Annotated in this window: 18 protein-coding genes; 9 read left to right on the top strand and 9 right to left on the bottom strand. The window is 56.9% G+C overall.

Going from position 1 to position 23,366, the window contains the following annotated elements; translation table 11 throughout:
* Positions 1–15 precede the first annotated feature (15 nt).
* Both ACQKLP_RS20770 and ACQKLP_RS20765 read right to left on the bottom strand, forming a co-directional pair.
* Complete coding sequence (locus tag ACQKLP_RS20770) at positions 16–648, bottom strand: RNA polymerase sigma factor (RefSeq protein WP_427324843.1); 633 nt, start codon at positions 646–648, stop codon at positions 16–18.
* A 272-nt stretch (positions 649–920) separates the two neighbouring features.
* Complete coding sequence (locus ACQKLP_RS20765) at positions 921–1,295, bottom strand: Imm51 family immunity protein (RefSeq protein WP_427324842.1); 375 nt, start codon at positions 1,293–1,295, stop codon at positions 921–923.
* 126 nt (positions 1,296–1,421) lie between these two features.
* Here ACQKLP_RS20765 and ACQKLP_RS20760 point away from each other — a divergent pair, with 126 nt between their 5' ends.
* Positions 1,422–2,861 (top strand): amino acid permease, encoded by a 1,440-nt coding sequence (locus ACQKLP_RS20760; protein ID WP_427324840.1) that lies wholly within the window; start codon positions 1,422–1,424, stop codon positions 2,859–2,861.
* Positions 2,862–2,929: 68 nt separating this feature from the next.
* Here the strand turns inward: ACQKLP_RS20760 and ACQKLP_RS20755 are convergent, their stop codons facing one another.
* Positions 2,930–5,089: an alpha-galactosidase gene (locus tag ACQKLP_RS20755; RefSeq protein WP_427324838.1), complete on the bottom strand. Its 2,160-nt coding sequence runs from the start codon at positions 5,087–5,089 to the stop codon at positions 2,930–2,932.
* Positions 5,090–5,283: 194 nt separating this feature from the next.
* Between ACQKLP_RS20755 and ACQKLP_RS20750 the strand changes: the two genes are divergently transcribed.
* The 3 genes from ACQKLP_RS20750 to ACQKLP_RS20740 all read left to right on the top strand — a co-directional run bounded on the left by ACQKLP_RS20750 (position 5,284) and on the right by ACQKLP_RS20740 (position 9,780).
* On the top strand, positions 5,284–6,186 hold the full coding sequence (locus tag ACQKLP_RS20750) for a DMT family transporter (RefSeq protein ID WP_427324836.1): 903 nt from the start codon (positions 5,284–5,286) through the stop codon (positions 6,184–6,186).
* A gap of 62 nt (positions 6,187–6,248) precedes the next feature.
* Positions 6,249–7,286 carry a bifunctional transcriptional activator/DNA repair enzyme AdaA gene (locus tag ACQKLP_RS20745; RefSeq protein ID WP_427324834.1) on the top strand — a complete coding sequence of 346 codons (1,038 nt, stop codon included), beginning with the start codon at positions 6,249–6,251 and terminating at the stop codon, positions 7,284–7,286.
* 109 nt (positions 7,287–7,395) lie between these two features.
* Complete coding sequence (locus tag ACQKLP_RS20740) at positions 7,396–9,780, top strand: ABC transporter permease (RefSeq protein ID WP_427324832.1); 2,385 nt, start codon at positions 7,396–7,398, stop codon at positions 9,778–9,780.
* A gap of 57 nt (positions 9,781–9,837) precedes the next feature.
* Here ACQKLP_RS20740 and ACQKLP_RS20735 read toward each other — a convergent pair whose 3' ends face one another.
* Complete coding sequence (locus ACQKLP_RS20735; RefSeq protein WP_427324830.1) at positions 9,838–12,429, bottom strand: cation-translocating P-type ATPase; 2,592 nt, start codon at positions 12,427–12,429, stop codon at positions 9,838–9,840.
* 137 nt (positions 12,430–12,566) lie between these two features.
* On the opposite strand from ACQKLP_RS20735, the gene ACQKLP_RS20730 reads away from it, so the two are divergent.
* Entirely contained in the window at positions 12,567–13,433 is an 867-nt protein-coding gene (locus ACQKLP_RS20730) for a hypothetical protein (RefSeq protein ID WP_427324829.1), read from the top strand.
* Here the strand turns inward: ACQKLP_RS20730 and ACQKLP_RS20725 are convergent.
* Entirely contained in the window at positions 13,424–14,338 is a 915-nt protein-coding gene (locus ACQKLP_RS20725) for a serine hydrolase (RefSeq protein WP_427324827.1), read from the bottom strand. The genes ACQKLP_RS20730 and ACQKLP_RS20725 overlap by 10 nt on opposite strands.
* A gap of 65 nt (positions 14,339–14,403) precedes the next feature.
* Positions 14,404–15,300 (bottom strand): class I SAM-dependent methyltransferase, encoded by an 897-nt coding sequence (locus tag ACQKLP_RS20720; protein WP_427324826.1) that lies wholly within the window; start codon positions 15,298–15,300, stop codon positions 14,404–14,406.
* A gap of 161 nt (positions 15,301–15,461) precedes the next feature.
* On the opposite strand from ACQKLP_RS20720, the gene ACQKLP_RS20715 reads away from it, so the two are divergent.
* Positions 15,462–16,961 (top strand): flavin-containing monooxygenase, encoded by a 1,500-nt coding sequence (locus ACQKLP_RS20715; RefSeq protein WP_427324825.1) that lies wholly within the window; start codon positions 15,462–15,464, stop codon positions 16,959–16,961.
* Positions 16,962–16,964: 3 nt separating this feature from the next.
* Positions 16,965–19,271 (top strand): ATP-binding protein, encoded by a 2,307-nt coding sequence (locus ACQKLP_RS20710; RefSeq protein ID WP_427324824.1) that lies wholly within the window; start codon positions 16,965–16,967, stop codon positions 19,269–19,271.
* Here ACQKLP_RS20710 and ACQKLP_RS20705 read toward each other — a convergent pair.
* Together ACQKLP_RS20705 and ACQKLP_RS20700 are read right to left on the bottom strand one after the other, a co-directional pair.
* Entirely contained in the window at positions 19,240–19,998 is a 759-nt protein-coding gene (locus ACQKLP_RS20705; protein WP_427324823.1) for a LytR/AlgR family response regulator transcription factor, read from the bottom strand. The genes ACQKLP_RS20710 and ACQKLP_RS20705 overlap by 32 nt on opposite strands.
* Before the next feature lie 39 nt (positions 19,999–20,037).
* Positions 20,038–20,673, bottom strand: coding sequence for a sensor histidine kinase (locus tag ACQKLP_RS20700; protein WP_427324822.1), 636 nt, complete (start codon positions 20,671–20,673; stop codon positions 20,038–20,040).
* A 328-nt stretch (positions 20,674–21,001) separates the two neighbouring features.
* On the opposite strand from ACQKLP_RS20700, the gene ACQKLP_RS20695 reads away from it, so the two are divergent.
* Both ACQKLP_RS20695 and ACQKLP_RS20690 read left to right on the top strand, forming a co-directional pair.
* On the top strand, positions 21,002–21,790 hold the full coding sequence (locus ACQKLP_RS20695; RefSeq protein WP_427324821.1) for a hypothetical protein: 789 nt from the start codon (positions 21,002–21,004) through the stop codon (positions 21,788–21,790).
* Between the two features lie 97 nt (positions 21,791–21,887).
* Complete coding sequence (locus ACQKLP_RS20690) at positions 21,888–22,511, top strand: dihydrofolate reductase family protein (protein WP_427324820.1); 624 nt, start codon at positions 21,888–21,890, stop codon at positions 22,509–22,511.
* Between the two features lie 78 nt (positions 22,512–22,589).
* Here ACQKLP_RS20690 and ACQKLP_RS20685 read toward each other — a convergent pair whose 3' ends face one another.
* Entirely contained in the window at positions 22,590–23,270 is a 681-nt protein-coding gene (locus ACQKLP_RS20685) for a hypothetical protein (protein WP_427324819.1), read from the bottom strand.
* Positions 23,271–23,366 lie beyond the last annotated feature (96 nt).

Here is a 23,366-nt window from a genome sequence, read left to right as displayed (position 1 = left end):
CGGCGATCGGCGGAGTTACCACCATTTCCAGCAAAATAAAGCCATCAGCAAGCCGGCCGACAGTGCCTTCAGCGCGGCGGCCAGTGTATTGTAGGCTGTTTTGGTGGAGATGCCGGCCCGGGTGCTCACTTCTTCCATGCTGAGGCCTTCGAAAAACCGCAGCTGCACCAGTTCCTTTTGCCGTGGTGTGAGGGCGGCCATGGCGCGCGTGATTTTCGCTTTCACTTCATCGGATGCCTGGAGGGCCACGATGCATTCCTCGTAAGAAAGCTCGTAAGTGTCTGTGTAAGCGGAAAGCCGGCCAGCGGCGGCGCTCAGCTTTTGATCTTCGCGGATATTGGTCAGCACCTTACGGCGGAGGTAAGTGAGGAGGTACGACCGTACGTTGGCAACATCGGCGAGCTGGAGCCGGCGGTCCCACAGTTCCAGGAACACATCGTTAATGGCATCGCGGGTACGCTCCAGATCGCCGCAGGTGCGGATGCCATAATTCAGGAGGGAAAAGTAAAGCCGTTCATACAGCACCACAAGGGCCTCCTGTTCGCCGCCGCGCACGCGGTCCCACAGTTGCACTTCGGCAGCCCTGTCGCGTTGGTTCGTATCGGGATTCGGTTCTTCGTGTGAAGAAACTGGTGGCTCGCGCTTCATCAGCAGTCAGCGATTTCTTAATATAGCTTGAAAAGGAAGGCTTCAGACGGGCTGTCTGCAGCCTGTTCATCAGTAGCGGTTATGCATTCCGGGTCACCGGCCATGTTGCTTCATACATTTGATTTTCATACGGTTTATCATACATCCGGAGCGCCGCGGCACGTGGTTCAGTAGCAGGCACGGGACGCCTTCACGCTCCTATCATTTCTCCCTGGTAAACGTGGTCGTATTTGTGATTAATTGATTGCCAAGATACTTTTTTTTTCTGTTCCTCAATCGTCGATCGCGTCTCTGTCCGCTTTCATGATCCAGGATTCCAGTGTGGGGATGTGGGTGAAGATGGGACAAAGCAGCTGGAGGAACCGGCTGCGGTCGCTTTCGAAATTAAACTTCGCCGCAAAGAGGCCTGCTTCGGGATCGAAATTGATGCGATGGAGCAAACCGGTATCGAGATGCAGGAGGATCGCCGCGATATGGCCGGCCCAGCATTCGCCGTTGCCGGAGTAACCGTGTTTTTCAAAAACATCGGCGTAATATGGATAAAGCACATCTCCTTCGATGCCGGCATGCACGTAATATCCACCTTCCATATCGTAAGCCGTAAAAGGGAAAGTTCCACCAACATTATTGTGTTCCGGGATCTGCATGGGTTTGAATGGATGAAAAAAGACTAAAAAAAGGCATTTGAGCCGTTTCCGGGCAAGAAATATTGTGGTACGGGAATTTTTTTACCGAAAAATAATACATATTACAATCATATCCACCTTTAGACTTTGAAACAGAACAACGAACAGTCCTCCGGCCGCAAGCTGGCGCGGGGGCTTCAAAACCGCCACATTCAGCTGATCGCGCTCGGGGGCGCCATCGGCACGGGTCTTTTCCTGGGCATCGGCCCGGCCGCGGTATCAGCGGGGCCTTCGGTTATCCTGGGGTATGCGCTGGCAGGGGTCATCGCATTTTTCATCATGCGCCAGTTGGGCGAGATGGTCGTGGAAGAACCTGTTTCCGGGAGCTTCAGCCACTTCGCCTATAAATATTGGGGAAACTTCCCCGGGTTCGCTTCCGGGTGGAACTACTGGGTGCTTTACATCCTGGTGAGCATGTCGGAGCTCACGGCCATCGGCCACTACGTGCAGTTCTGGTGGCCCGAGATCCCCCTGTGGGCATCCAGCCTGTTTTTCTTCGTAACCATCAACGCGCTGAACCTCAGTTCCGTAAAAGTATACGGCGAAGCCGAGTTCTGGTTCTCCATCGTGAAAGTTGCGGCCATCATCGCCATGATCGTGTTCGGCGTATACCTGCTCTTCAGCGGCAACGGCGGCCCGCAGGCCAGTGTGCAGAACCTCTGGAACGACGGCGGCTTTTTCCCGAAAGGGCTCCTTCAATCCGACGGACAAGGCGGCTACCAGGGGCTCCTGGCCGCGATGGCGATCATCATGTTCTCCTTCGGCGGCCTCGAACTGATCGGGATCACCGCAGCGGAAGCCGATCAACCGGAAAAAACCATTCCCCGCGCCACCAACCAGGTGATCTACCGGATCCTCATTTTCTATGTAGGCGCCCTTGTGATCCTGTTCTCGCTGTCGCCCTGGCGCAATATCACCACCACCAGCAGCCCGTTCGTCATGGTGTTCGAAAGCCTGAAAGGGTTCGAGTTCCATCTGTTCGGCAAAACGATTTATTTCACCAGCCTCATCGCCAACGCGCTCAACCTGATCGTGCTCACGGCGGCGCTGTCTGTCTACAACAGCTGCGTATACAGTAATTCCCGCATGCTGTACGGCCTGGCGGAACAGGGCAATGCGCCTTCCTTCCTTTCCAGACTGAACAAAAACCACGTGCCCGTGCTCGCCACGATAGTGTCTGCCGCGTTCGTGGCCGTTTGTATTATTATCAACTACGTTATGCCCGGCAATGCCCTGAAAGCGTTGATGACACTGGTGGTTTCCGCCCTCATCATCAACTGGCTCATGATCAGCGTGGTGCATCTCAAGTTCCGGCAGCGGTACAAAAACGGGCAGGCCATCACCAAATTCCCGTCGTTCCTGTACCCGGCATCCAACTACATATGCCTCCTCTTCCTGACGGGCATCCTCGGGCTGATGCTGCTCACAGGCATGGCGCTCCCGGTGCTGCTGATCCCGGCATGGCTCGTGCTCTTGTATGTGTTTTACATGCTGGCCGGCAAAAACAAAAAACGCGAAGCGCTGTAAGGCGTTCTTCTTATAAAAAAAAGCGGTCCCGGCTATGCCAGGACCGCTTTTTTTATGCCTTGATCATCTTACTGGATCACCCACCAGTTGTAGCTTTCCGGCGCCAGCGTCACCGCCATATCGATCGTGTAATCGCGGTTGAGGGTGTAGCTTTTCGGCGCGGTGCCGTTGGCGGATACTTTAGCCGTGGCCGTTAGCCCGGTATAGTAGAGCGGAACGCGGATGGTACGGGTGATGGCGGTTTTGAGGGGATTGTAGAGGATGAGGAACCCTTTCTCCTTCCCTTGCGGATCGGCATGCAGGATGCCGTCCCAATCGCGTGCATCGGCGCGGCGCAGGTGGATGACGTCCGCGTTGAGGATGTTGCGGTACTTTTTGTACCAGGTCACCATGTCTTTCACGACGGCCTTCGTGGCGTCGGTGTCGTACAACCTGGGGCCGCGGTAGCAGGCCTGCACACCGGAACCGTAGTATTGGAACATCAACTGTCTGTAATCGTCCAGATGCTCGTTCAGCGGCTCCAGCACGGCTTCCGGGCCACCGCCCTGGTATTTGGTGAGCGGCACGAAGCCCCAGCCCATGGAAGGCGTTTTCGCCCAGGTGCCGTCATAGATATTCTGCCGGTTGAGGATTTTCTGCTGGTCGCGGGAAAGGGAGAAATTCACTTCCCGGTAACCCAATGCGATTTTGTTGGTGCCGTCGAGGAAGTACCAGTCGGGCGCGTTCACGTATACGCCCTGCTCGTTGAGGGAACGGTACAATTCTTTCTGGATCTCCATCTGGCGCCATTGCGAATCGTGCAGGTCCTTATGCCCGGGGTGCGTTGTAGACGCGCATACATCGCCGGGATAGGGCCCGTCGTTCTCCCAGATATCGAAACCGGTCTGTTTGATGAAATACTTGATCTTGTCGCGGTACGCCAGCCCCCATTCGCTGCCGAAGCAGGGCGCGTTGCCGAAGAAAGCACCGCCGGGCTTGCCCGTAGCGGGATTGATCACATCGTCCTTATCGCTGATGCGGCGGGAGCTGAACAGGGAATATCCGCCGATGAGGATACCTTTCGCATGTGCATAATCGCTCAACGATTTCCACCTTGCGATGTTGGCGGCAGCGGTGTCTTCCATGTTGACATGGCTGCCGAAACTGAGGATGAGCGCTTCGTAACCGGTTGCCGCGCATTGGTCGACGGCCGTCCTCACTTCCTGGTCATTTTTGCTGACCAGGTGCATGAAAATGGGATTGCCGGTGGTCCACGGCGCGATGGTGCGGTACATTTTGCGAACAGCGAGGCCGCGCCTTTCCCGGTCGTCGCCATCCATGAGCAGTTCCCAGGTGGCGGGCGAGGTCATGCTTTCCCCGTTTTCCAGGTTAACGGCCGTCACCTTGTCCGGATACGCTTCGAAAAGGCAGGGCGTGCCGTAATCGTAGTTGACCTGCGAAGTGTACGACGAATCCAGTTTCCAGTGGGAGGTTTGGTCGCTCACGGGATAATTCATCGCGTTGTTGAACGCATAATTCGTTTCGAAATAAATGCCCTGGGGCTTTTTGAGTTTTTCGGGCGTGCCTACCACGGCGCTTTCCTCTTCCACCATGCCCAAAATTTCGTGCACGATGCCATTCACGGTAACATCCGCACCGCTTTTATTCTGTACCGTCACCCATTTGGCGATGAGCGGGAGCCCGTCGTAAATGGCGTAGCTGACGATCACGGTAACGCCTTTGGCTTCGGGCGCGGCGCTTTCATAGTAAAACTCGATCTGCCGGCCGGTGGGCTGGTTGCGGTTGGCGGCCCAATAGGCGCCTTTCCAGTTTACACGGGGCTTCAGCGCGGATTCGGTATGGCGGATGTAGCGGAAATCGCTTTCGCCCGCCGTAAAGCCGTCGAGCCATTCGGGTTGGAGATAGGCGTTTTCTTTTTGTCCGCGGAGGCCGCCTACGTTCAGCGTTCTCCCGTTGACGGTGACCCTGGCTTCGGGTTTCACGGCGCGGAGGAGCTGCTGGCCGGTAACGAGGTTGAGGTAATCGTAACAGGCCAGGTTGGGCTGTGTGCGGAACTTCCGCTGAACGAGACCGTTAGCGAGCACAATGTCTTTTCCGGTTTCGGTGATCGTTGCTTTTTGCGCGACGGGCGAAACGAGCCAGTCGGTCTTTTGGGAACGGGGGACCTGCGCGTTCACTGTTACGGCGGCCAGCATCATTCCCAACATCCAGGTGCTTTTCATATTCATAACATCTAATAGGTTGAGTAGCGGCGCGCGACTGATGAGCACGCGCCAACTACAATGTACGAACAGCGGTGTTGCCGATGGAACCGCCCATCATTGCAATCGATTGGTAAATAATTCCTCATTACTTAAAAGCAAAAAGATACCATGGGTTTTATTCCTATCTTGGTGGCCCGCGCCAAAGCGGAGACCGGCATATGAACAACAGCCATGCCCCGATGCATACGCGGGGGCTTATTTCGATATTGGTGGTGCTCCTGATCTGGGGGAGCTCGTTTTCGGTGACGAAGTATGTGGTGACGGAGATCCCGCCGCTGACGGCCGCTACGCTCCGTAATGTGATCGCCTGCATCGCGCTGCTGCCATTTTATTTGGTAAGCAGGCGGCGGACGAAGGCCCCGTTGCCGTTGGGAAAGCTCACGTTGATGGGGCTTTCCGGCACCACGTTGTATTATCTCTGCTTCAACACCGGCATGCACTATATCCCGGCCAGTACCGGCGCCCTGATCGAGGGCCTCGTACCGGTGGCCATTGCCGTACCGGCCGCGCTGATATTGAAGGAGCACCTGGGCAAGCGGCTCGTGGCGGGGATCATACTGTCCGTCACCGGCGTGATCCTCGTCGGCTTCGTGGGCAACCGCGGCCAGGGCGCCGGCAGCACCCTCGGCAGCACGCTCATCGTGGCCGCCGTGTGCCTCTGGAGCGTGTACACGCTGCTGTCCCGCACCATGAAAGACCACGACACGCTGCAGGTAACCGCCGTGAGCATGATGATCGGCACGGCGCTTTCCATCCCCATCGGGTGGATGGAAGTTCATCAGACCGGGTTCCCGGAGATTTCGTGGAAAGCCTGGCTGGGATTGGGTTACTGCGGCATCCTGTCGTCTGCCGTGGCGTATTTCCTTTACAACAAAGCCCTCGAAAACCTGCCGGCCGCGCAGGTCGGGAATTTCCTGAACCTCAACCCCGTCATCGGCGCCATCGTGGCCTTCATTTTCCTCCGCGAAACCTTTACCAGCCTGCAATGGGCAGGCGGCGTGCTGGTGATCGCCGGGATATGGCTCAGTTCCCGGAAAAGCGGCCCGGTGCCGGAAAAATAGTTGTTCATTTTCCGGTTGCCTGCCCTCCGCCGGCATCCTACCTTTGACGTAAATCATCGCCCATGCTTACCCGAGAGAGAATGTACCAGGCCATTGTTGAAAAAGACACATCGTTCGAAGGCACCTTCTTCACCGCCGTCAAAACCACCGGCATTTTTTGCAGGCCCAGCTGCACCGCGCGCAAACCGAAGCTGGAGAACGTGGAATTCGTGACCTCTGCCAAAGAAGCCATCCAGAAAGGCTACCGCCCCTGCAAAGTGTGCCGCCCGCTGGAAAAAAGCGGCGAAACCCCGGCGCCCATCCGCGAACTGCTCGAAGCCTTATACGCCGACCCTTCGAAGAAATTCCGCGACGGGGAACTGACCGCCCTCGGCCTGGAACCCAGCACCGTCCGCCGCTGGTTCCTGAAAAACCACGGCATCACGTTCCACGCCTATCAGCGGATGTTCCGCCTCAACTCCGCTTTCCGCCACCTGCGCGAAGGCGCGTCGGTAACCGGCACCGCCTTCGAAGCGGGGTACGATTCGCTGAGCGGCTTCGCCGATTCGTTCAAATCCGTTTTCGGCGTGGCGCCCTCCAACAGCCGGAGCCGCAACGTGGTGAACGTTTCCCGCCTGGAAACCCCGCTGGGCACCATGTTCGCCTGCGCCGCCGCCTCGGGCATCTGCCTCCTCGAATTCTCCGACCGCAAAATGCTCGAAACGGAACTGAAAGACATCGCAAGGCTGCACAACGCCGAGATCATCCCCGGCCACAACCCCCATTTCGATACGCTGCGCACGCAGCTCGACGAATATTTCGAAGGGAAGAGAAAATCCTTCAGCGTACCGCTCTACATGCCCGGAACGCCCTTCCAGCAACAGGTCTGGCAATTGCTGCTGGACGTGCCTTTCGGGACCACCAGCACCTATAAACGACAGGCACAAACGCTGGGATCGCCTTCGGCCATCCGCGCCGTAGCCCGCGCCAACGGTATGAACCGCATTTCCATCCTCGTGCCCTGCCACCGCATCATCAGCGAAGACGGACAGCTCACCGGGTACGGCGGCGGCGTCCACCGCAAACAATGGCTCCTCGATCATGAAAAGAAAAATGCATAGCCGGACATCCGCTGTGCCAAAATCGGACACATAGATATATTTATAATCTGTATTATTCTCATTTAAACAGGTACTGTCTTTTGGCATCGCCTTGGTACAGCGAAACCCCATGATCCGGAATTATCTCAAAATCGCCTGGAGGAATCTCCTCAAAAACAAGACATTCTCGCTGATCAACATCGCGGGACTATCGATCGGGATGGCCGTTGCCCTCCTGATCGGGCTTTGGCTCCACGACGAGCTGACGTTCGACAAGAGTTTCCCGAACCACGACCGCATCGTGCAGGTGATGCAGCACCAGACGTTCAACGGCGAGACCGGCACGCAATCGGCCAATCCTTACCAGATGGCCGAAGCGATCAAGGAAAAATATGCCGCAGACTTCAAATACGTGGTGCAGTCGGCCTGGACGGACGGGTATATCCTGAAGTACCAAGATAAAGCCCTTTCCCGATCGGGCAATTTCTTCGAGCCAGACATTACTGAAATGCTGTCTTTGGAAATGTTGGCCGGCACCCGCAACGGGCTGCAGGACGTGAATTCCATCATGCTTTCCGAATCGTCTGCCAAGGCGATTTTCGGGACCGGCGAACCGCTCGGCCAGACGCTCATGCTCGGTAACCGGCTACCCGTAAAGGTAACGGGCGTTTATAAAGACCTTCCCCAGAATTCCGAATTTGCCAATCTGCAGTTCATTTGTCCCTGGGCTCTGTACCTCGTAGATAATACCTGGATCAAGGAACTGGAAAACCCCTGGCGTTCCAACTTCACGCAAACCTATGCCCAGCTTGCCGATCATGCCGACCTGGCAACAGTTTCGGAGAAAATCAGGAATGTGAAGATGGACAAGGTGCGCGCTGCGGAAAAAGCATACAACCCGGTGGTATTCCTCTGGCCCATGAGCAAATGGCACCTGTACAGTGACTGGAAACATGGGAAAAACGTAGGAGGCCGGATCAATTCCGTTTGGCTGTTTGGCATCATCGGCGTATTCGTGCTGCTGCTGGCCTGCATCAATTTCATGAACCTCAGCACCGCCCGCAGCGAGAAACGCGCGCGGGAAGTGGGGATCAGGAAGGCGGTAGGCTCGCATCGCCAACAATTGATATTCCAGTTTTTCAGCGAATCGATACTGCTGGCGCTGATCGGGTTCGTATTGTCGATAACGTTAGTGGCCGCTTCGTTGCCCTTATTTAACGACGTGGCGGGTAAAACGATGAAATTACCGCTGCAGGAGCCTGTTTTCTGGTGCGCGGGATTGGTGTTCGTACTGATGACCGGCGTGCTGGCAGGCAGTTATCCCGCTTTCTACCTTTCGTCGTTCCAGCCGGTAAAAGTTTTGAAAGGCACTTTCAAGGCGGGACGGTACGCAGCCACGCCCCGCAAAGCCCTGGTGGTGCTTCAGTTCACCGTTTCCGTGGTGCTGATCATCGGTACGCTCATCGTTTTCAAGCAGGTCCGCCACGCGCAAAACAGGCCGGTGGGCTATGACCGCAACGGGCTGATATATGCGTTCATGAATACGAAAGAGCTGGCGGACGGATATGACATTATCCGCAGCGAGGCCCTGGCTTCCGGAGCGGTGACGGAAGTTGCGAACGCGACGGCGCCGCCCAATACGGTGAACGCCTTCAACAACGGTTTTACATGGGAAGGAATGGATGCGGACGCGCAGGGGAATTTCGCACAGATCCAGGTTTCGCACGATTACGGCAAAGCCGTTCAGTGGGAAATCGTGCAGGGACGCGATTTTTCCAAACAGTTCGCCTCCGATTCCAATGCGATGATCCTCAATGAAACGGCCGTAAAATTCATGCAGTTGAAAAACCCCGTCGGCTCCATCGTCAAAAAAGACGGCCGCGCGTACACGGTGGTTGGTGTAGTGAAGGACATGATCATGCAATCGCCCTACACGCCCGTATTCCGTACGGTCTGGAACATTAATTCCGGCCGCGGGAACCTGTTCCTCATGCGCCTAAATCCTGACAAGCCGGTAGACGCTTCGCTGAAACAGTTGGAGGCGATATTTACGAAACATAATTCCGGCATACCATTCATGTATGATTTCGTGGATGTGCAATACATGCAGAAATTCCTGTCGGAACAGCGGATCGGGAAGCTGTCGGCCTATTTCGCCATGCTGGCGGTTTTCATCAGCTGCCTGGGGCTCTTTGGCATGGCGAGCTTCATGGCGGAGCAGCGCACCAAGGAAATCGGGGTCAGGAAAGTGATGGGCGCATCCGTATTCAGCCTGTGGCGGCTCATGTCCACCGATTTCGCCATCCTGGTATTGATCGCCCTGGCGATAGCGGTGCCTCTGGGCTGGTGGGGCATGCAATACTGGCTGAACAATTTCGAATACCGGACCATCGTTTCGTGGGACATCATCGCCCTCACCTGCCTCGGCGCCATGTCCATCGCCATTCTCACCATCAGCACGCAAAGTATCCGCGCGGCTTTGACGGACCCCGTCAAGAGCCTCCGGTCCGAATAATCTTTTCTTCTATCGCTTGCAACGCGGCTCCGGGAACGGGGCCGTTTTGCTTTTGTATCACTTCCGCATAAAAATCCCCGACAGCAGCCGCACCACGAGCAACGACGACAGGCTGAACCCCAGCGTCAGCCACCAGTCTATCGCCGGCATCATCTGCAGGCGCAGCGCTTCCGCCACCGGCGGAATGAACAGGCATCCGAACGTGATCCCCGCGCTGAGGAAAATCGAGCCGATCAGGTATTTATTCCGCATCACGGGCCCGCCGAGGAATTGCTCGCGCGGTTCCTTCATGCTGAGCGCGTGGAAGAGTTGGGAAAGGATAAGGGTATAAAAAAGTACGTTGTTGGCCGCATGCCGGTCCGTTTCCCCTTCCCGGAAATACTCCGCCGTGAAAGCCGCTCCCAATGCGCTTCCGCCGATGACGGCAGCGTACACCCAGATCCACGTCCATCCGTTTCGGCTGAGGATGGGCTTGCGCGGATCGCGGGGATTTTTCTGCATGACGGTTTCGTCTCCCTCCGTAAAACCCAGCGCCATGGCGGGAAATACGTCGGTAATGAGGTTAATGAACAGGATTTGAATGGCCGCCAGCTGAAAGGGAATGTTGAAAGTGGCCACCAGCCCTATCACCAGCAGTTCGCTCAAGTTGCAGGACAACAGGAAAATGATGAACCGGCGGATGTTCGTGAAAATGACCCTCCCCTGCCGCACGGCCATCACGATCGATTGGAAGGCATCGTCTTTCAGCACCATATCCGCCACATCCTGCGACACCTGCGTGCCGCGGATCCCCATCGCGATGCCGATATCCGCCTTTTTGAGCGCCGGCGCGTCGTTGACACCGTCGCCCGTCATCGCAACGATCTGGTGTTGCTCCTGCAAGCCTTTTACGAGGTCGAGTTTCTGTTTGGGGCTCACCCTGGCAAAGACGGCGGCGCCTTCCCAGGCCCCGCCATCCTTTTCCAGCTCCCGGCCCGTTACCACTGGCTTCTGCCCTTCTTCCACGATATCCAGCTGTTTGGCGATGGTGGCGGCCGTGGCGGGATGGTCGCCCGTGAGCATGAGCACCCGGATGCCCGCGCCATGGCATTCGCGGATGACGTTTTTTACGCCGGCGCGCGGCGGGTCCATGAACCCCGTAATGCCGAGGAACACCAGCTCCTGCAGCATTTCACCCGGCCGGGCGGTATCTTCCCGGCTGGCGTAGCCGAGGGTCTTGAGGCCCGATGCAGCGAGCTTTTCCGTGGCTTCCATCCATTCTTTTTTGTGGGCGTCGGTGAGCGGTTCGGGCTGGCCGTTTTTGAGGATGGCGGTGCAATACCCCAACAGGTCTTCCGTGGCGCCTTTGGCTGAAACGCGGAACCGGCCGTTGTTTTGATGCAGCGTGGCCATGACGCGGGTATCGGAGTTGAAGGGGGCTTCGTCCAACTTTTGGAAAGCCTGGCGGAGCGGCCCGTCCTCCGCACCGGTTTCCCCGGCAAATTGCAGGAGGCTCACTTCAATGGGGTCTCCGATGTGCTGATCACCGTTCAGGGTGGCGTTGTTACACAGCACCGCCGTTTCCCGCAGCAGGCGGAAGGCCTCCCCGGCGGGGGGTTCCTCGCCCTGTTTCCAGGCGGCGCCGGGCAGCCAGGCTTCCGTCACCTGCATCCTGTTTTCCGTCAGCGTCCCGGTTTTATCGGTACAGATCACCGTCGTGGCCCCGAGGGTTTCCACGGCGGAGAGTTTTTTCACGATCACGTTCTGCCGCGCCATGCTGATCATCCCCCGCGCCAGGCTCAGCGTCGCTACCACGGGCAAACCTTCCGGGATGGCCGCCACCGCCAGCGCGATGGATGTTTTCAGCATTTCCAGGATGGGCACCTGGTTCAGTACGCCCGCCCCGAAGATCAGCACCACGATCACCACCGTGATGCCAATGAGCCGTTTGCTGAAGCCTTCCAGTTTCTTTTCCAGCGGCGTGGCCGATTTCTGCGCCCCCGCCACCATATGCGCGATCTGCCCCAGTTCGGTTTTCATGCCGGTGGCCGTACACAACACCCGGGCGTTTCCGTTGCGGATGAAGGTCCCTTTGTAGACCATGTTCGTCCGCTCGGCCAGGGGCGTATCTTCCGGGAGCTCCGCCGGCGATTTTTCGACCGGGAGGGATTCCCCGGTGAGGGCGGACTCATCGGCCTGGAGGCTCGTGGACGAAAGTATCCTGCCATCGGCCTGCACCATATCGCCGGCATCGAGCAACAGTATGTCGCCCGGGACGATTTCGGTGGAGGGGATTTCGATGGTCTGCCCGCCCCGGAGCACCCGGGCGGTCTGTGTGGTCATCTGCCGGAGTGCGTCCATGGCCTTTTCCGCCTGGAATTCCATGATGAAGCCGATCAATGCATTAAGGAGGATCACCACGGCGATGGCGATGGCGTCCAGCCATTCCCGGAAGAACAAAGACATACCCATCGCGATGAGCAACAGGTAGATCACGGGGCTCATGAACTGGTGCAAAAGGATCAGCCAGGGCGACTCCCGCCGGGCGGCGGCCAGTTCGTTGGGCCCATGTTCGGCCAACAGCGCGGCCGATCGGTCGGGGGAAAGACCGGCGGAAGGGTCGGCCCCGAACTGCTGTATTAAATCTTCGATACGGCTATGAAATTCCATGCGGCAAGTGTTGGTGTGTCAAGACTTTACAAATGAGCAACAAATTTGTTACCGATTCGGTGACGCAAACACGTTTTTATATGGAAAATTCGTTGTAAATTAAATCTACATTCAGACTACCTATAACTGTTACATACATGCCAGCGCGTATTATTGCTTTCGTGTGCCTTTTGATGCAGGCTAATGGCCTGCTTGCGCAAAATCTTCAGTTCGACGGGCTTTATTCCGCCCCTACGGGCCGTATGCCCGAGGTTTCCACTGCTGTTCATACGTATCTGCGTTTTTACCCGGACGGGGTATTTTTTCTGCAATCCGTACCGTCAGACAATGCCCAGAGCGTGGCGGAATGGTTCGGCCGCAACAAGAAATACGCCCAGAAAGGCACCTACACCATGCAGGGCGGCGAACTGGTGATGCACCTGGGCAACGGCGGCAGCATGGGCTCCACCTCGGAAGACGGGCAGCCGGCTTTCCTTCGCGGACAGGTGAAAGACGGGCGGCTGGAGTTGACCGACATCAGCGATTGTTCCGAATACAGTTATGCGTTCCAGTCCGTGCAAGACACCACGGTCGTGAAATACAACCGTTATCAGCCTGAACTTCGCCTCCCCGGCGCCTGGAAGCTCCAGGAATGCCTGAAAGACAAAAAACAGCAGATCGTCCTCACCAATGCCGATTCCACCGTGATCGCCATCTGCGTGATGCCCGGCGAAGCGCTGGACGTGTTCGTGCGCGAGCGTACCGACTTCGAAAACGCCCTTGCCTATTATAACTGGGACGCCCGCACCCTTCGCGAGGAATCCCGGATGACCGTCCGCAAGCTCAGCGAAAACCGCGAAAAGGCCTATATCTGCTGGCAGGCCAAAAACGGTCAGAATAACATGTATTTCCTGTTCGGCACCCGCGGCAACCTCCTCTACAATTGCATGATCAAGGCGCCGGACATGCCGGAGCAGGAAAAAATCGACCTGCTGGAAAGAGTGTATGAAATGAATCACTTGTAAACCGTGTACAGCGGCTTCCAGTCGCTCTTCGGCTCAAAGTGCCGCCAGATCAGCGCGGATACGTTCCTGATCAATACCACCGCTTCATTATCGTCTACCCAACGCTGGTCTTTATTGTTCTTCGTAGCGATATGGAACACGTAATCGCCGTGCGGCGCGTTCACCAGCACCACTTCCGACCTCGACGCATCTACCGATCCCGTTTTATGGGCAGCCTGTACGAACGGCGGGATTTGAGACAGGGAAGATTCGTCGTAATAACCGCGGCACATGAGCCGGTACATGCGGTCGCACGCGGCGGGGCTCAATATTTCCCCTTTCCGGATCATTGTGACGAGGCGCGCCATTTCGCGGGGCGTGGTCTGCCCCCAACCATAAATTTTCCAGATGTCGGCACGGCCTGGCGTGCGCGAGTTCACGCGGGTATCTTTGAAACCGTATTGTTCGAGGATTTCGTTGACGCGTTGCCCCCCGCCGGCCAGCGCCTGGTTCCAGAGCGAGGTGGTGTTGTCGCTGTAAGACATCATGAGCGCGGCCAGCACGCTGATTTCCGTTTCGGCGCTGTCCTTGAAGAACTGCATGATCCCCGAGCCGCCGTACTTCGCGGAATCGCGGTAGATCATGGGCTGGTGGTATTTCAGTTCCCCCTTCTCGATCTTGTCGAACAGCCCCACCAGCAGCGGTACTTTCACGATGCTGGCGGTCGGAAATACCGTATCGGCGTTGATGGCCGCGAAACGGCCCGTTTTCAGGTGCTGCACGTAGATACCCACGTCGCCGTTGAAACTGCGCGTCAGTCCGAGCAATTTGGCGGTGAGCTTACGGTCTTCCTTCTGGGAAAAGGCCGCGAGCGGAAGGGCCACGAAAAGGCAGAGGGTCCGGAGGCAAAAGCGATGGTTCGGCATGATGGGGAATCCCGGGTTTGGCAAGGATCACCCAAAATAAAAAAAATCGCCGGTTTTACCTATGGCTACACGCCGATGTGCAGGAAGAGGTTGACGCCCTCGGGCTCGCGCTCCACATATACCCGCTCCGCATCCGCGCCGGCGCGCAAAGCCAGTTCGCGCAGGTGGCCAGCGGAACGGTGATGGAGGTACCATTCGCTGATGATCTCCATATAACCGCGCGTAGGATTATGATCGCCGAAATTGCCGACGATAACTTCGCCGCCGGGCTTCGTCCAGCCCATCATCTTCTGCAACAGCTTCACGAAAACGCCGTCTTCGAAATAGTCGAACAGCCCTGCGCTCCAGGCCACATCGAACCGCTGGTGCGTATCGAAGCGGAACACGTTGCGGTGGATGAATTCGATGTGATCTTTGAATGAAGCATTGAGGTTGGATGCGTACGCGATGGCTTTATCGTCTGCTTCCACGCAAACGGTCTGCATCCTGGCGGGATCGATACGGGCGTACGCTTCCGCGAGATCGCGTCCCGGGCCGCTGGCGATGTTGAGCAGGCGGAAGGAATCGCGGGCGCGGAGGGTTTTGCGGACCATGCGGATGAAATAGTCTTTCCGGTTGCGGACCGCGCGGGTGGCGGGTTGGCGATGCCAGAAGATATCCCACTTGCACAGGCGGCCGTCGTCCGTCACTTCCTGCCGGTAAATTTTATCGATGATGAGAAAATCGCCGGCGTACCCGAATGGTTTGGCGCGGGCATGGCCGAGGATGGTATGGCCGATGGCTTCGTTGCTGCCGAACCCTTCGTACAGGGATTCCTGGTCGGCTTTCGAGAGCTCCCCCGCACGGAAGGCCGCAGCGATGTATTCGAAGATCTCGTTCAGCTCGGCGTATTCGTGGGGCTCGGGGCCGCCGTTGCCGATGATGCGGTGTAAAAACCGGAATGATGCGGATGTTGCTAACATATGGGGTAACATTTTTTTGTAAAAGTGCGGGAACGGGCGGGGTGATGGAAAGCGCAATTAATGGAGAGTGCTTTTGGGTTAACCGGGAGGCGCCAATCATTAATCGGCACTTCCGGACCGGGAGCTACATCCCTAATTTCACGGAACAAAACCCCATTGTCATGCAACACATCGGTATCATCGGCGCGGGCCTCAGTGGCCTCGTTACCGCAAAAGCTTTCCTGGGCGCGGGTTACCGCGTCACCCTGTTCGAAAAAGCCGCCGCCATCGGCGGTGTTTGGGAAAAGAGCCGCTCCTATCACGGCGTTGCCACCCAAACCACCCGCGACGAATACGCATTTTCCGACTTCCCCATGCCGAAAGATTATCCGCTCTGGCCTTCCGGCGAACAGGTGCAACGCTACCTGCAATCATACGCCGAGCACTTCGGCATATTGCCCAACATCCGGTTCAACACGGCCGTTTCCTGGCTGCGGCACGAAGACGGCGCCTGGCTGGCAGATTATACCCATATGCCTTCCGGACGAACGGACACGCAGGTATTCGATTTCATGGCCGTTTGCACCGGCACGTTCAGCACACCCAGTATTCCCGACTTCCCCGGCGCGGCCTCCTTCACCGGCCAGCTCCTCCATTCCAGCCAGATCACCGACGCAGCCGTATTGAAAGGGAAGCGCGTGGCCGTGGTGGGCTTCGCCAAATCCGCCACAGACGTGGCCACGCTGTCGGCCGGCATTGCCAGGGAAACACATTTGCTGTTCCGCAAGGCGCAATGGAAAGTGCCGCGTTACTTCGGGAACCTCATCAACATGCGCTACCTCCTTTTCTCCCGCTTCTCCGAAGCCTTCTTCAACGCACCTTATAAAACCCCTTTCCAGAAATTCCTCCATTCCGCCGGCAAACCCATGGTATGGATGCAATGGCGCGGGCTCGAACTATTATTAAAAACCCAGTTCAAACTGAAAGCCTGCAACATGCTGCCCTCCCACCGCATCGAAGATCAGATCAGCTGCAGCCTGGGCGTAGCACCGGAAGGGTTTTACCAGAAAGTGAAAGACGGCTCCATCCGCGCGCAGCAAACGGAAATCGACAGGATCGAAGGCGATGTGATACATCTCAAAAACGGCAGTTCGTTACAGGCAGACATACTCGTTTGCGGTACGGGGTTCCGTCAAACCCTGAACTTCATCGATGCGCGCCACCGGCAACATATCATCGGCGAGCAGGGGCATTTCCGGCTGTTCCGGAACATTCTTCATCCCGATGTGCCGAACCTGGGTTTCGTGGGATATAACTCCAGTTTGTTCACGACCCTCACTTCCGAAATCGCCGCCAACTGGCTGGTACGTTATGCACAAGGAAGTTTGCGTCTTCCACCGCCCGACCAGGTCCGTGCGGACATGACGTTCATGGGCAACTGGCGCCAATCCGGGAGGCCGATCGCCGGGGAGTTCAGCGGCACCTGCGTAGCGCCGTTTAATTTCATGCATCTGGACCAGCTGATGCGCGACATGGGCCTGCGCACCACCGCCACCCGCTGGTTGCCGTACGAATTTTTTAAGCCCATCAACCCGAAAGATTATCGTATTTTACTGGGAGATTCCCCAAAGGATGTACCCCAGTCTCGGGCGGCCGTCCGCACCGCAGACGCTATCGCGTAAAACATGAAAGCAACCGATCAGATCGCAGCGTTGAAAAACCGGATCAGGGAACTGGAGGCCGCCGCTTCCGACCCGCATCCACAGCCAGCTTCAGATGCCCCGTCCGTTAAAGTACCGGCGGCGTTCGATCCCTACTTCCGCGCAGCGGAACAAACGGTGAAAACCTATTTTTCCGACATCCGGATGCGCCCCTCGGAAGGCACCATCGAAATATCGGGCGAGCGGTACGTGCTGGTAAGGGCATCGGCTTTTTCGAAAGATTTTCTCGACAGCATCCGCCACCTCTACGCAGACCGCGGGCAGAGCGAGGCGTTCGGGATCGGGCGCGATTTTTTGTTCGATATTTCACACGCCATCGGCATCAACGACGCCAAGGCTTTCCATGCAAAAATGAATGTCACCGACCCGCTGTCGCGCCTGTCGGCCGGGCCGGTGCATTTCGCTTATACGGGCTGGGCTTTCGTGGACATCCTGCCGGATAGTACGCCCACGCCCGACGACCGCTATTTTCTCCACTACCACCACCCGTTTTCATTCGAAGCGGATGCCTGGGTGCGCGCCGGCGTCAAATCCGACGCGCCGGTCTGCATCATGAGCGCCGGGTATTCCACCGGCTGGTGCCAGGAAAGCTTCGGGCTGCCGCTTACCGCGGTGGAAGTGAGCTGCCGCGCGAAAGGCGACGCGCAATGCACGTTCGTCATGTCGCCTCCGCACAAAATCAACGAACATCTGCAGCGGCTGGCGCAGGAAAAAGGGATGCCGGCAACGTCGGTGATCACGCCCGACATTCCGACTTTCTTCCTCCGAAAAACCATCGAAGAACAACTGGAAAAGGCGCGGGTGATGGCGGAAGAATCGTCGCGCACCAAATCCGAATTCGTGGCCAACATGAGCCATGAACTGCGGACGCCGCTCACCGCGATCCTCGGTTTCACGGAGCTGTTGAAAAAAACGCGCCTGTCTGCCCGGCAAAACGAATACCTCGAAGCCATTTCCACTTCCGGCAGCAACCTGCTCGCTACCATCAACGATATCATGGACCTCAGCAAGCTGGACGCAGGGAAGATTTCCGTGGCCGCCGCGCCGCTGAACATCCCCCAGATGCTGCACGCCATCGGGCTCATGCTCGACCCGAAGGTCCGCAGTAAAGACCTGCAATACACCCTCACCATCGACGAAGCCCTGGCGCAGCCGCTCCTGGGCGACAGCATGCGCGTGTCGCAGATTTTATTGAACATCATTTCCAATGCCGTCAAATTCACGGAAAAAGGCGGTGTAACGATCAGTTGCACGGCCGAAGCGGATACTTCGCATTCCCTGCGCGCCGTTTTCCGCATCCGCGACACCGGCATCGGGATTTCCGCGGCCAAACAGGCGTCGGTGTTCGAGCGGTTTACGCAGGCGGACACGGCCATTTCCCGGAAATACGGAGGCTCCGGACTGGGGCTCGCCATCGCGCGGGAGCTGGCGCAGATCATGGGCGGTTCCATTACCCTGGAAAGCAAACCGGGCAAGGGTTCGGAGTTCATCGTGAAATTACCTTTCGTGAAAGCCGCCGCGCATGAGGCCCCCAGCCAGCCCGAAGCCACCGCCGCCCCAGGGGGCGCGGGTTGCAGGGTACTGGTCGTCGAAGACAACGTCCTGAACCAGAAAATGACGCGCCTCATGCTCGAAAACAACGGCTACACGGCGTTTGGCGTCAACAGCGGCACCAAGGCGCTGGCCTGGCTGCGGAAAAACACGGCAGACCTCATCCTTATGGACATTCAAATCCCCGGAATGGACGGATACGCCGCCACCCGGAAGATCCGCGGGGAACTGGGTTTGCAGACGCCCATCGTCGCCATCACCGCCCATGCGTTCAGCGGCGAAAAGGAAAAATGCATCGCCGCCGGCATGAACGGCTATCTATCCAAACCTTTCCGCGAAAGCGAGCTGCTGGCCGTCATCGCCGGGAACCGCCCCGCCGCCGTGGCCGATCTCCGTTTCCTCCGCGAGCAGACCCGCCACAACGCCGCGTTCATGCAGGAGATGATCCGCACGTTCGTACAGCAGGCCCCCAAAGACCTGAAAGCCCTCGAAAAAGCCGCCGCATCGGGCAACGGGGAACAGTTATACAAGATCGCGCACACCATGAGCACGTCGGCCGGGTTCTTCGGCCTGTCGGAGCACATCGGCGCCGAGCTGCGGACGCTGCAACAAACGCGCAAAGCCGAGCCCGCGCAACTGCAAAAGGTCAGGCGCGTGATCGAACAGGCGATCGCCGAACTGGCGGAACTTACACCGTCCGCCTTGTCATCAGCATCATAAAATCTTCTTTCTTCTTAGGGGAAATGGCTACCATGGCGCCGTCGCTCATGATGGCATAGCCGCCGTCCGTCTTCACCCAGCGTTTCACATCCTTGAGGTTGATGATGTTGGAGTTGTGGATGCGGAAGAAACCGTATTCCTGGAGCGTATTTTCGTACTCCTTCAGGTTCCGGCTTACCATGATCTGCCGCCCGTCTTTCAGGAAAAAAATCGTGTACGGGCCTTTGGCTTCGAGGCGGATGATGGTGGAAAGCGGCACGAAATCGACGCCTTCGGAAGTAGACAGGCTGATGCAGAAATCGTCGCCGGAGGAGCGGGTGATATTTTTAAGCAGGAGGTCGAGCCGGTTATCGTCGGACGTGGATCCCATTTGCCTGACCGCTTTGTCCACGGCCTGTTGCAGCTCGTCGAACGCGATGGGTTTGAGCAGGTAATCTACGGCGGAAAACTTGATGGCTTTGATGGCGTAATGATCGAACGCGGTGGTGAAAATGACATGAAATTGGCGGCCGGCCGTGCGTTGGAGCACATCGAACCCGGTGCCTGTCTGCATTTCGATATCGAGGAAAACCAGTTGCGGGGACAATGTTTCTATTTGCGCAATGGCTTCGTCTACGTTAGACGCCGTGCCGGCGAGCTCCAGCTGGGGGCAATGCTCGCGGACCATGTTGGATAGAAATTCGCGGCTCAGGATTTCATCTTCCACAATGAGCGCTTTGATTTTCATAAACGGGTTTTGAGGTGGTAACAAGATACGGTGTTTTTTTCATCGGATGGTGACGATGGCCGTGTTTTCGCGTCCTCCTTCCACGCTTGCTTTCCTTGATTCCAGGCGGACGTTCCGGGTGTGAAGGGCGTTGTAACGGCGGATGCGCTCGTCCAGCATGGCGGAATGATCTTCGGTTTCGCGGCCGAAAGCGCCGGGTTTGCCGTTGTCCGAAATTTCCATGCGGATGCTGTCGCCCTCGGGTTTCACATCGATCCGGATCCAGCCTTTTTCCGCCCTGTCGAGATGTAAAACCCCGCGGTAGAGCGCTTCTTCCACGAGGTGGTGCGTCAGGAACGGAGGAATGTCTTCCAGGCCGGTATCCCCGGCCAGGTTGATCTCGAAATCGAACCGGTCGGGGAAACGGTATTGCTCTAACAGTAGATAGTCACGCACCAGTTCTGCTTCGTCGTTCAGTTGAATGGCCGTTTCGTCGCCGTATTGGATCATTTTCCGCAGAAATGCCGAAAACCGTCCGATGTACTGCAGCGACGTTTTCTTATCATCCAGGCTGATGAAATACTGAATGGAATTCAAGGAGTTGAAGAGAAAATGGGGGTTGAGCCTCGACTGCAACAATTTCAATCCCAGCAAACCCTCCATTCTCTCCAGTTCAGCCCCTTGCTTACGGAGCAAATCCGATTGAGCCCTCACACGTCCACGCAGTCTAACCGTACATCCATACGATCTTACCCCCCACATGATCAGTAACCCTGCTGCGACTGCGCCGAATATCCAACCTGTAACCATAGATTACTCCTCTGCTTTGACAACAAAGTTGACGAATTAAACGGCTGTAGAGAATCGGGAATTAACGGATGAGGGGTTTGGGTTAACGGATGAGGGGAAAATAGCGACCGCCGGGTGAAAGTGGCGTTTCCCATCAGGAAAAAGTTACCACCCATTCGTGGGATAGGCTATTTGCGGGATATTCGTATATTTCGGGAGCATTTTATCCTATCCTATGAAAAAGATCCTGCTCCTGGGGATCGGTGCGCTGTGCTATATCCACGCCTCCGCCCAGGAAAACCTCGCCATCATCGCCGATTCCATCCGCCGGGAAGGCTTGCAGCTGTATCAGCACATCCAGGCCCGGAAAACCGGTGTAGCATTATTCGAAGCCGACACTACCGGCCGACTTTCTTTGCAGGCCGCGGGTTATTTCAGTTACCGTTCCGGTTCGGACTACGTATTGATCATGCCGCATCGCGGATCGGTCAAAAACCCTGTTGTCACCAGTTATCGTTTCGACGCCCATCTTACCCCGCAAACCGCAAAAATGGAAGTGGGCAGGAACATGACGGCAGCGGAAACGGACATCTGGGAATTGTGGAACCTGGCCACCGACCTCGTCAAAAAAGACGCAAGGTTCAAAAAAGTGAGAGATACCCAGTTCATGATCGTTCCCGTTGTGGAGGGAGACGTCCGGAAAGTGTACGTTTTGTCCACCCCTTCGCGCAGCAATACCTTCGTGCTCGGCAACGATTATCTCCTTCAATTCAACGGCGCCCGCGAAGAAGTTTCCATGACGGAATTCCACACCAATCTCCTCATGACGCCCACTGGCCGCAAATCTTCGGGACATATCCACGGCAGGGCCAATTCTCCCTACATTACCGCAACCGACGTCTGCGCGTTCATGCTGCATCCCAGGGCGTTCGACCAGGCATCCATGCGGGTGGTGTCTCCCACGCATATTTCGGAATGGAACATGGCAGACAATACGCTGTACATCGAACCGCGGATGCAATAGCGGCCGCTGTCCCAAACCACCTCCAAATTGACCCGAATCCCCCTCTCCTGCCGTTCTGCAATTACTTAGGTTTGTATCCTCCTAAATAAAACAAGTTATGAGCAAGGTATTCATCAGCATGGGCGTTTCGGCAGACGGGTTCATCGCCGGGCCCGACGGCGGCCCCGCCAATCCCATGGGTGGCGCGGCGCCCTTTATTCACGACTGGGTATTCGACATGCATGCGTTCCGCAGCCGGTTGGGGATGGAAGGCGGGCAAACCGAAGGGGAAGACAACGCCATCGTGGAAAATATCTTCACCCGCTGCGGCGCTTACGTGCTCGGCAAACGGATGTTCGACGAAGGGGAAGCGAGCTGGCCGGCCGATGCGCCTTTCCGTGCACCCGTGTACGTGCTCACGCATGAAAAGCGCGGGCCCTGGGAGCGGCCCGGCGGAACGGTGTTCCACTTTACCGGGGAAAGTCTCCGGGACGTACTGGCCAAAGCCAGGAAAGACGCAGGCGGGAAAGATGTACGGATTTCCGGCGGGGCCAATGTTGTACGCCAGTACCTGAATGCAGGGCTGGTAGACGAACTGATCATCCATCAATCTCCTTCCGTGATCGGCTCCGGCGTGCGGCTGCTCGACGGGCTGGACCGCGACGCGTTTTCTTTGGAAATAGAACGTGTGGTGCCTTCTCAACGCGTGACGCATCTATTCTATAAAGTCCATAACAAGTAGGCACATTACCTATCCAGCAATAAAAATCCCGGCGCAGCAGCAGCACGCCGGGATTTCGTTTTTTATCCGTGGACGGTTTTATTTGTTGGGGATGGAGGCCAGGTGGGCGTTCAATGTAGTGCGCTCCAGGCCTTGTCCGTCGGTGATCAGCCACACCAGCATCTGGATAGTGGAGACCGCATCGAAGTAGCCGTCGAAATTCGGGTATTCCTTGAGGGCGGTTTTCTTGTTTTTCAGGAGGTCGAGCAGTTCGCGGAGGAGGGGGCTGTTGGTCACGGGCCCGATCTTATAGGTGATTTCTCCGGAACTGGGGTGCCTTCCCGAGTTCACGCAGTAGAGTTTGATGCCTACGCGCGTGGTGGATTTCGCTTTCAGGGCAATGGTCGTATTCTGGATGAGGATCCCGTTCTGGTAGTCGCCGTTCTGGGAGATGACGATGAGCCCTGCCGGGATCGTGTACGTAACGGCGGTTGCGTTAGTGTTGACGAAAGCCACGCAGACTTCCACGAGGCCGCCGCTTCCTGCTTCATAAGCGGTGTCGCACACTTCGCCCTTGATCGGGGCCCCGGAAATGGACACGCCTGCCGGGAAGGTGAGCGCGGTGCCCTGGGGCTCGCCGCCGGCTTCTCCCATTCCGGGGATTTTGCCGGGCTGTTCCTGGGGCGCGTCGTCTTTCTTGTCGGACTTGCTGCAGGAAATAATCGTGAATGCCGCGAAGATGGCGGCGGTTAACAACACAAAGGTTTTCCCTTGTCGCATAATGAGATGGTTTTTTTGATGATACAATAAATCAGACATGGTCTGTCATGGTTCCGGTTGCTGCTAAACGGGCCTGGGCGGGAAAAACGGGGAAGA

Source organism: Chitinophaga sp. NPDC101104 (assembly GCF_050277495.1).
Classification (GTDB): Bacteria; Bacteroidota; Bacteroidia; order Chitinophagales; family Chitinophagaceae; genus Chitinophaga.
This window is presented reverse-complemented; position numbering and strand designations above follow the sequence as displayed.

Bases quoted from the DNA above. Each gene is read 5' to 3' on its own strand.
- ACQKLP_RS20770 (WP_427324843.1), bottom strand. From the start codon at position 648: ATGAAGCGCGAGCCACCAGTTTCTTCACACGAAGAACCGAATCCCGAT.
- ACQKLP_RS20765 (WP_427324842.1), bottom strand. From the start codon at position 1,295: ATGCAGATCCCGGAACACAATAATGTTGGTGGAACTTTCCCTTTTACG.
- ACQKLP_RS20755 (WP_427324838.1), bottom strand. From the start codon at position 5,089: ATGAATATGAAAAGCACCTGGATGTTGGGAATGATGCTGGCCGCCGTA.
- ACQKLP_RS20750 (WP_427324836.1), top strand. From the start codon at position 5,284: ATGAACAACAGCCATGCCCCGATGCATACGCGGGGGCTTATTTCGATA.
- ACQKLP_RS20745 (WP_427324834.1), top strand. From the start codon at position 6,249: ATGCTTACCCGAGAGAGAATGTACCAGGCCATTGTTGAAAAAGACACA.
- ACQKLP_RS20740 (WP_427324832.1), top strand. From the start codon at position 7,396: ATGATCCGGAATTATCTCAAAATCGCCTGGAGGAATCTCCTCAAAAAC.
- ACQKLP_RS20735 (WP_427324830.1), bottom strand. From the start codon at position 12,429: ATGGAATTTCATAGCCGTATCGAAGATTTAATACAGCAGTTCGGGGCC.
- ACQKLP_RS20730 (WP_427324829.1), top strand. From the start codon at position 12,567: ATGCCAGCGCGTATTATTGCTTTCGTGTGCCTTTTGATGCAGGCTAAT.
- ACQKLP_RS20725 (WP_427324827.1), bottom strand. From the start codon at position 14,338: ATGCCGAACCATCGCTTTTGCCTCCGGACCCTCTGCCTTTTCGTGGCC.
- ACQKLP_RS20720 (WP_427324826.1), bottom strand. From the start codon at position 15,300: ATGTTAGCAACATCCGCATCATTCCGGTTTTTACACCGCATCATCGGC.
- ACQKLP_RS20715 (WP_427324825.1), top strand. From the start codon at position 15,462: ATGCAACACATCGGTATCATCGGCGCGGGCCTCAGTGGCCTCGTTACC.
- ACQKLP_RS20710 (WP_427324824.1), top strand. From the start codon at position 16,965: ATGAAAGCAACCGATCAGATCGCAGCGTTGAAAAACCGGATCAGGGAA.
- ACQKLP_RS20705 (WP_427324823.1), bottom strand. From the start codon at position 19,998: ATGAAAATCAAAGCGCTCATTGTGGAAGATGAAATCCTGAGCCGCGAA.
- ACQKLP_RS20695 (WP_427324821.1), top strand. From the start codon at position 21,002: ATGAAAAAGATCCTGCTCCTGGGGATCGGTGCGCTGTGCTATATCCAC.
- ACQKLP_RS20690 (WP_427324820.1), top strand. From the start codon at position 21,888: ATGAGCAAGGTATTCATCAGCATGGGCGTTTCGGCAGACGGGTTCATC.
- ACQKLP_RS20685 (WP_427324819.1), bottom strand. From the start codon at position 23,270: ATGCGACAAGGGAAAACCTTTGTGTTGTTAACCGCCGCCATCTTCGCG.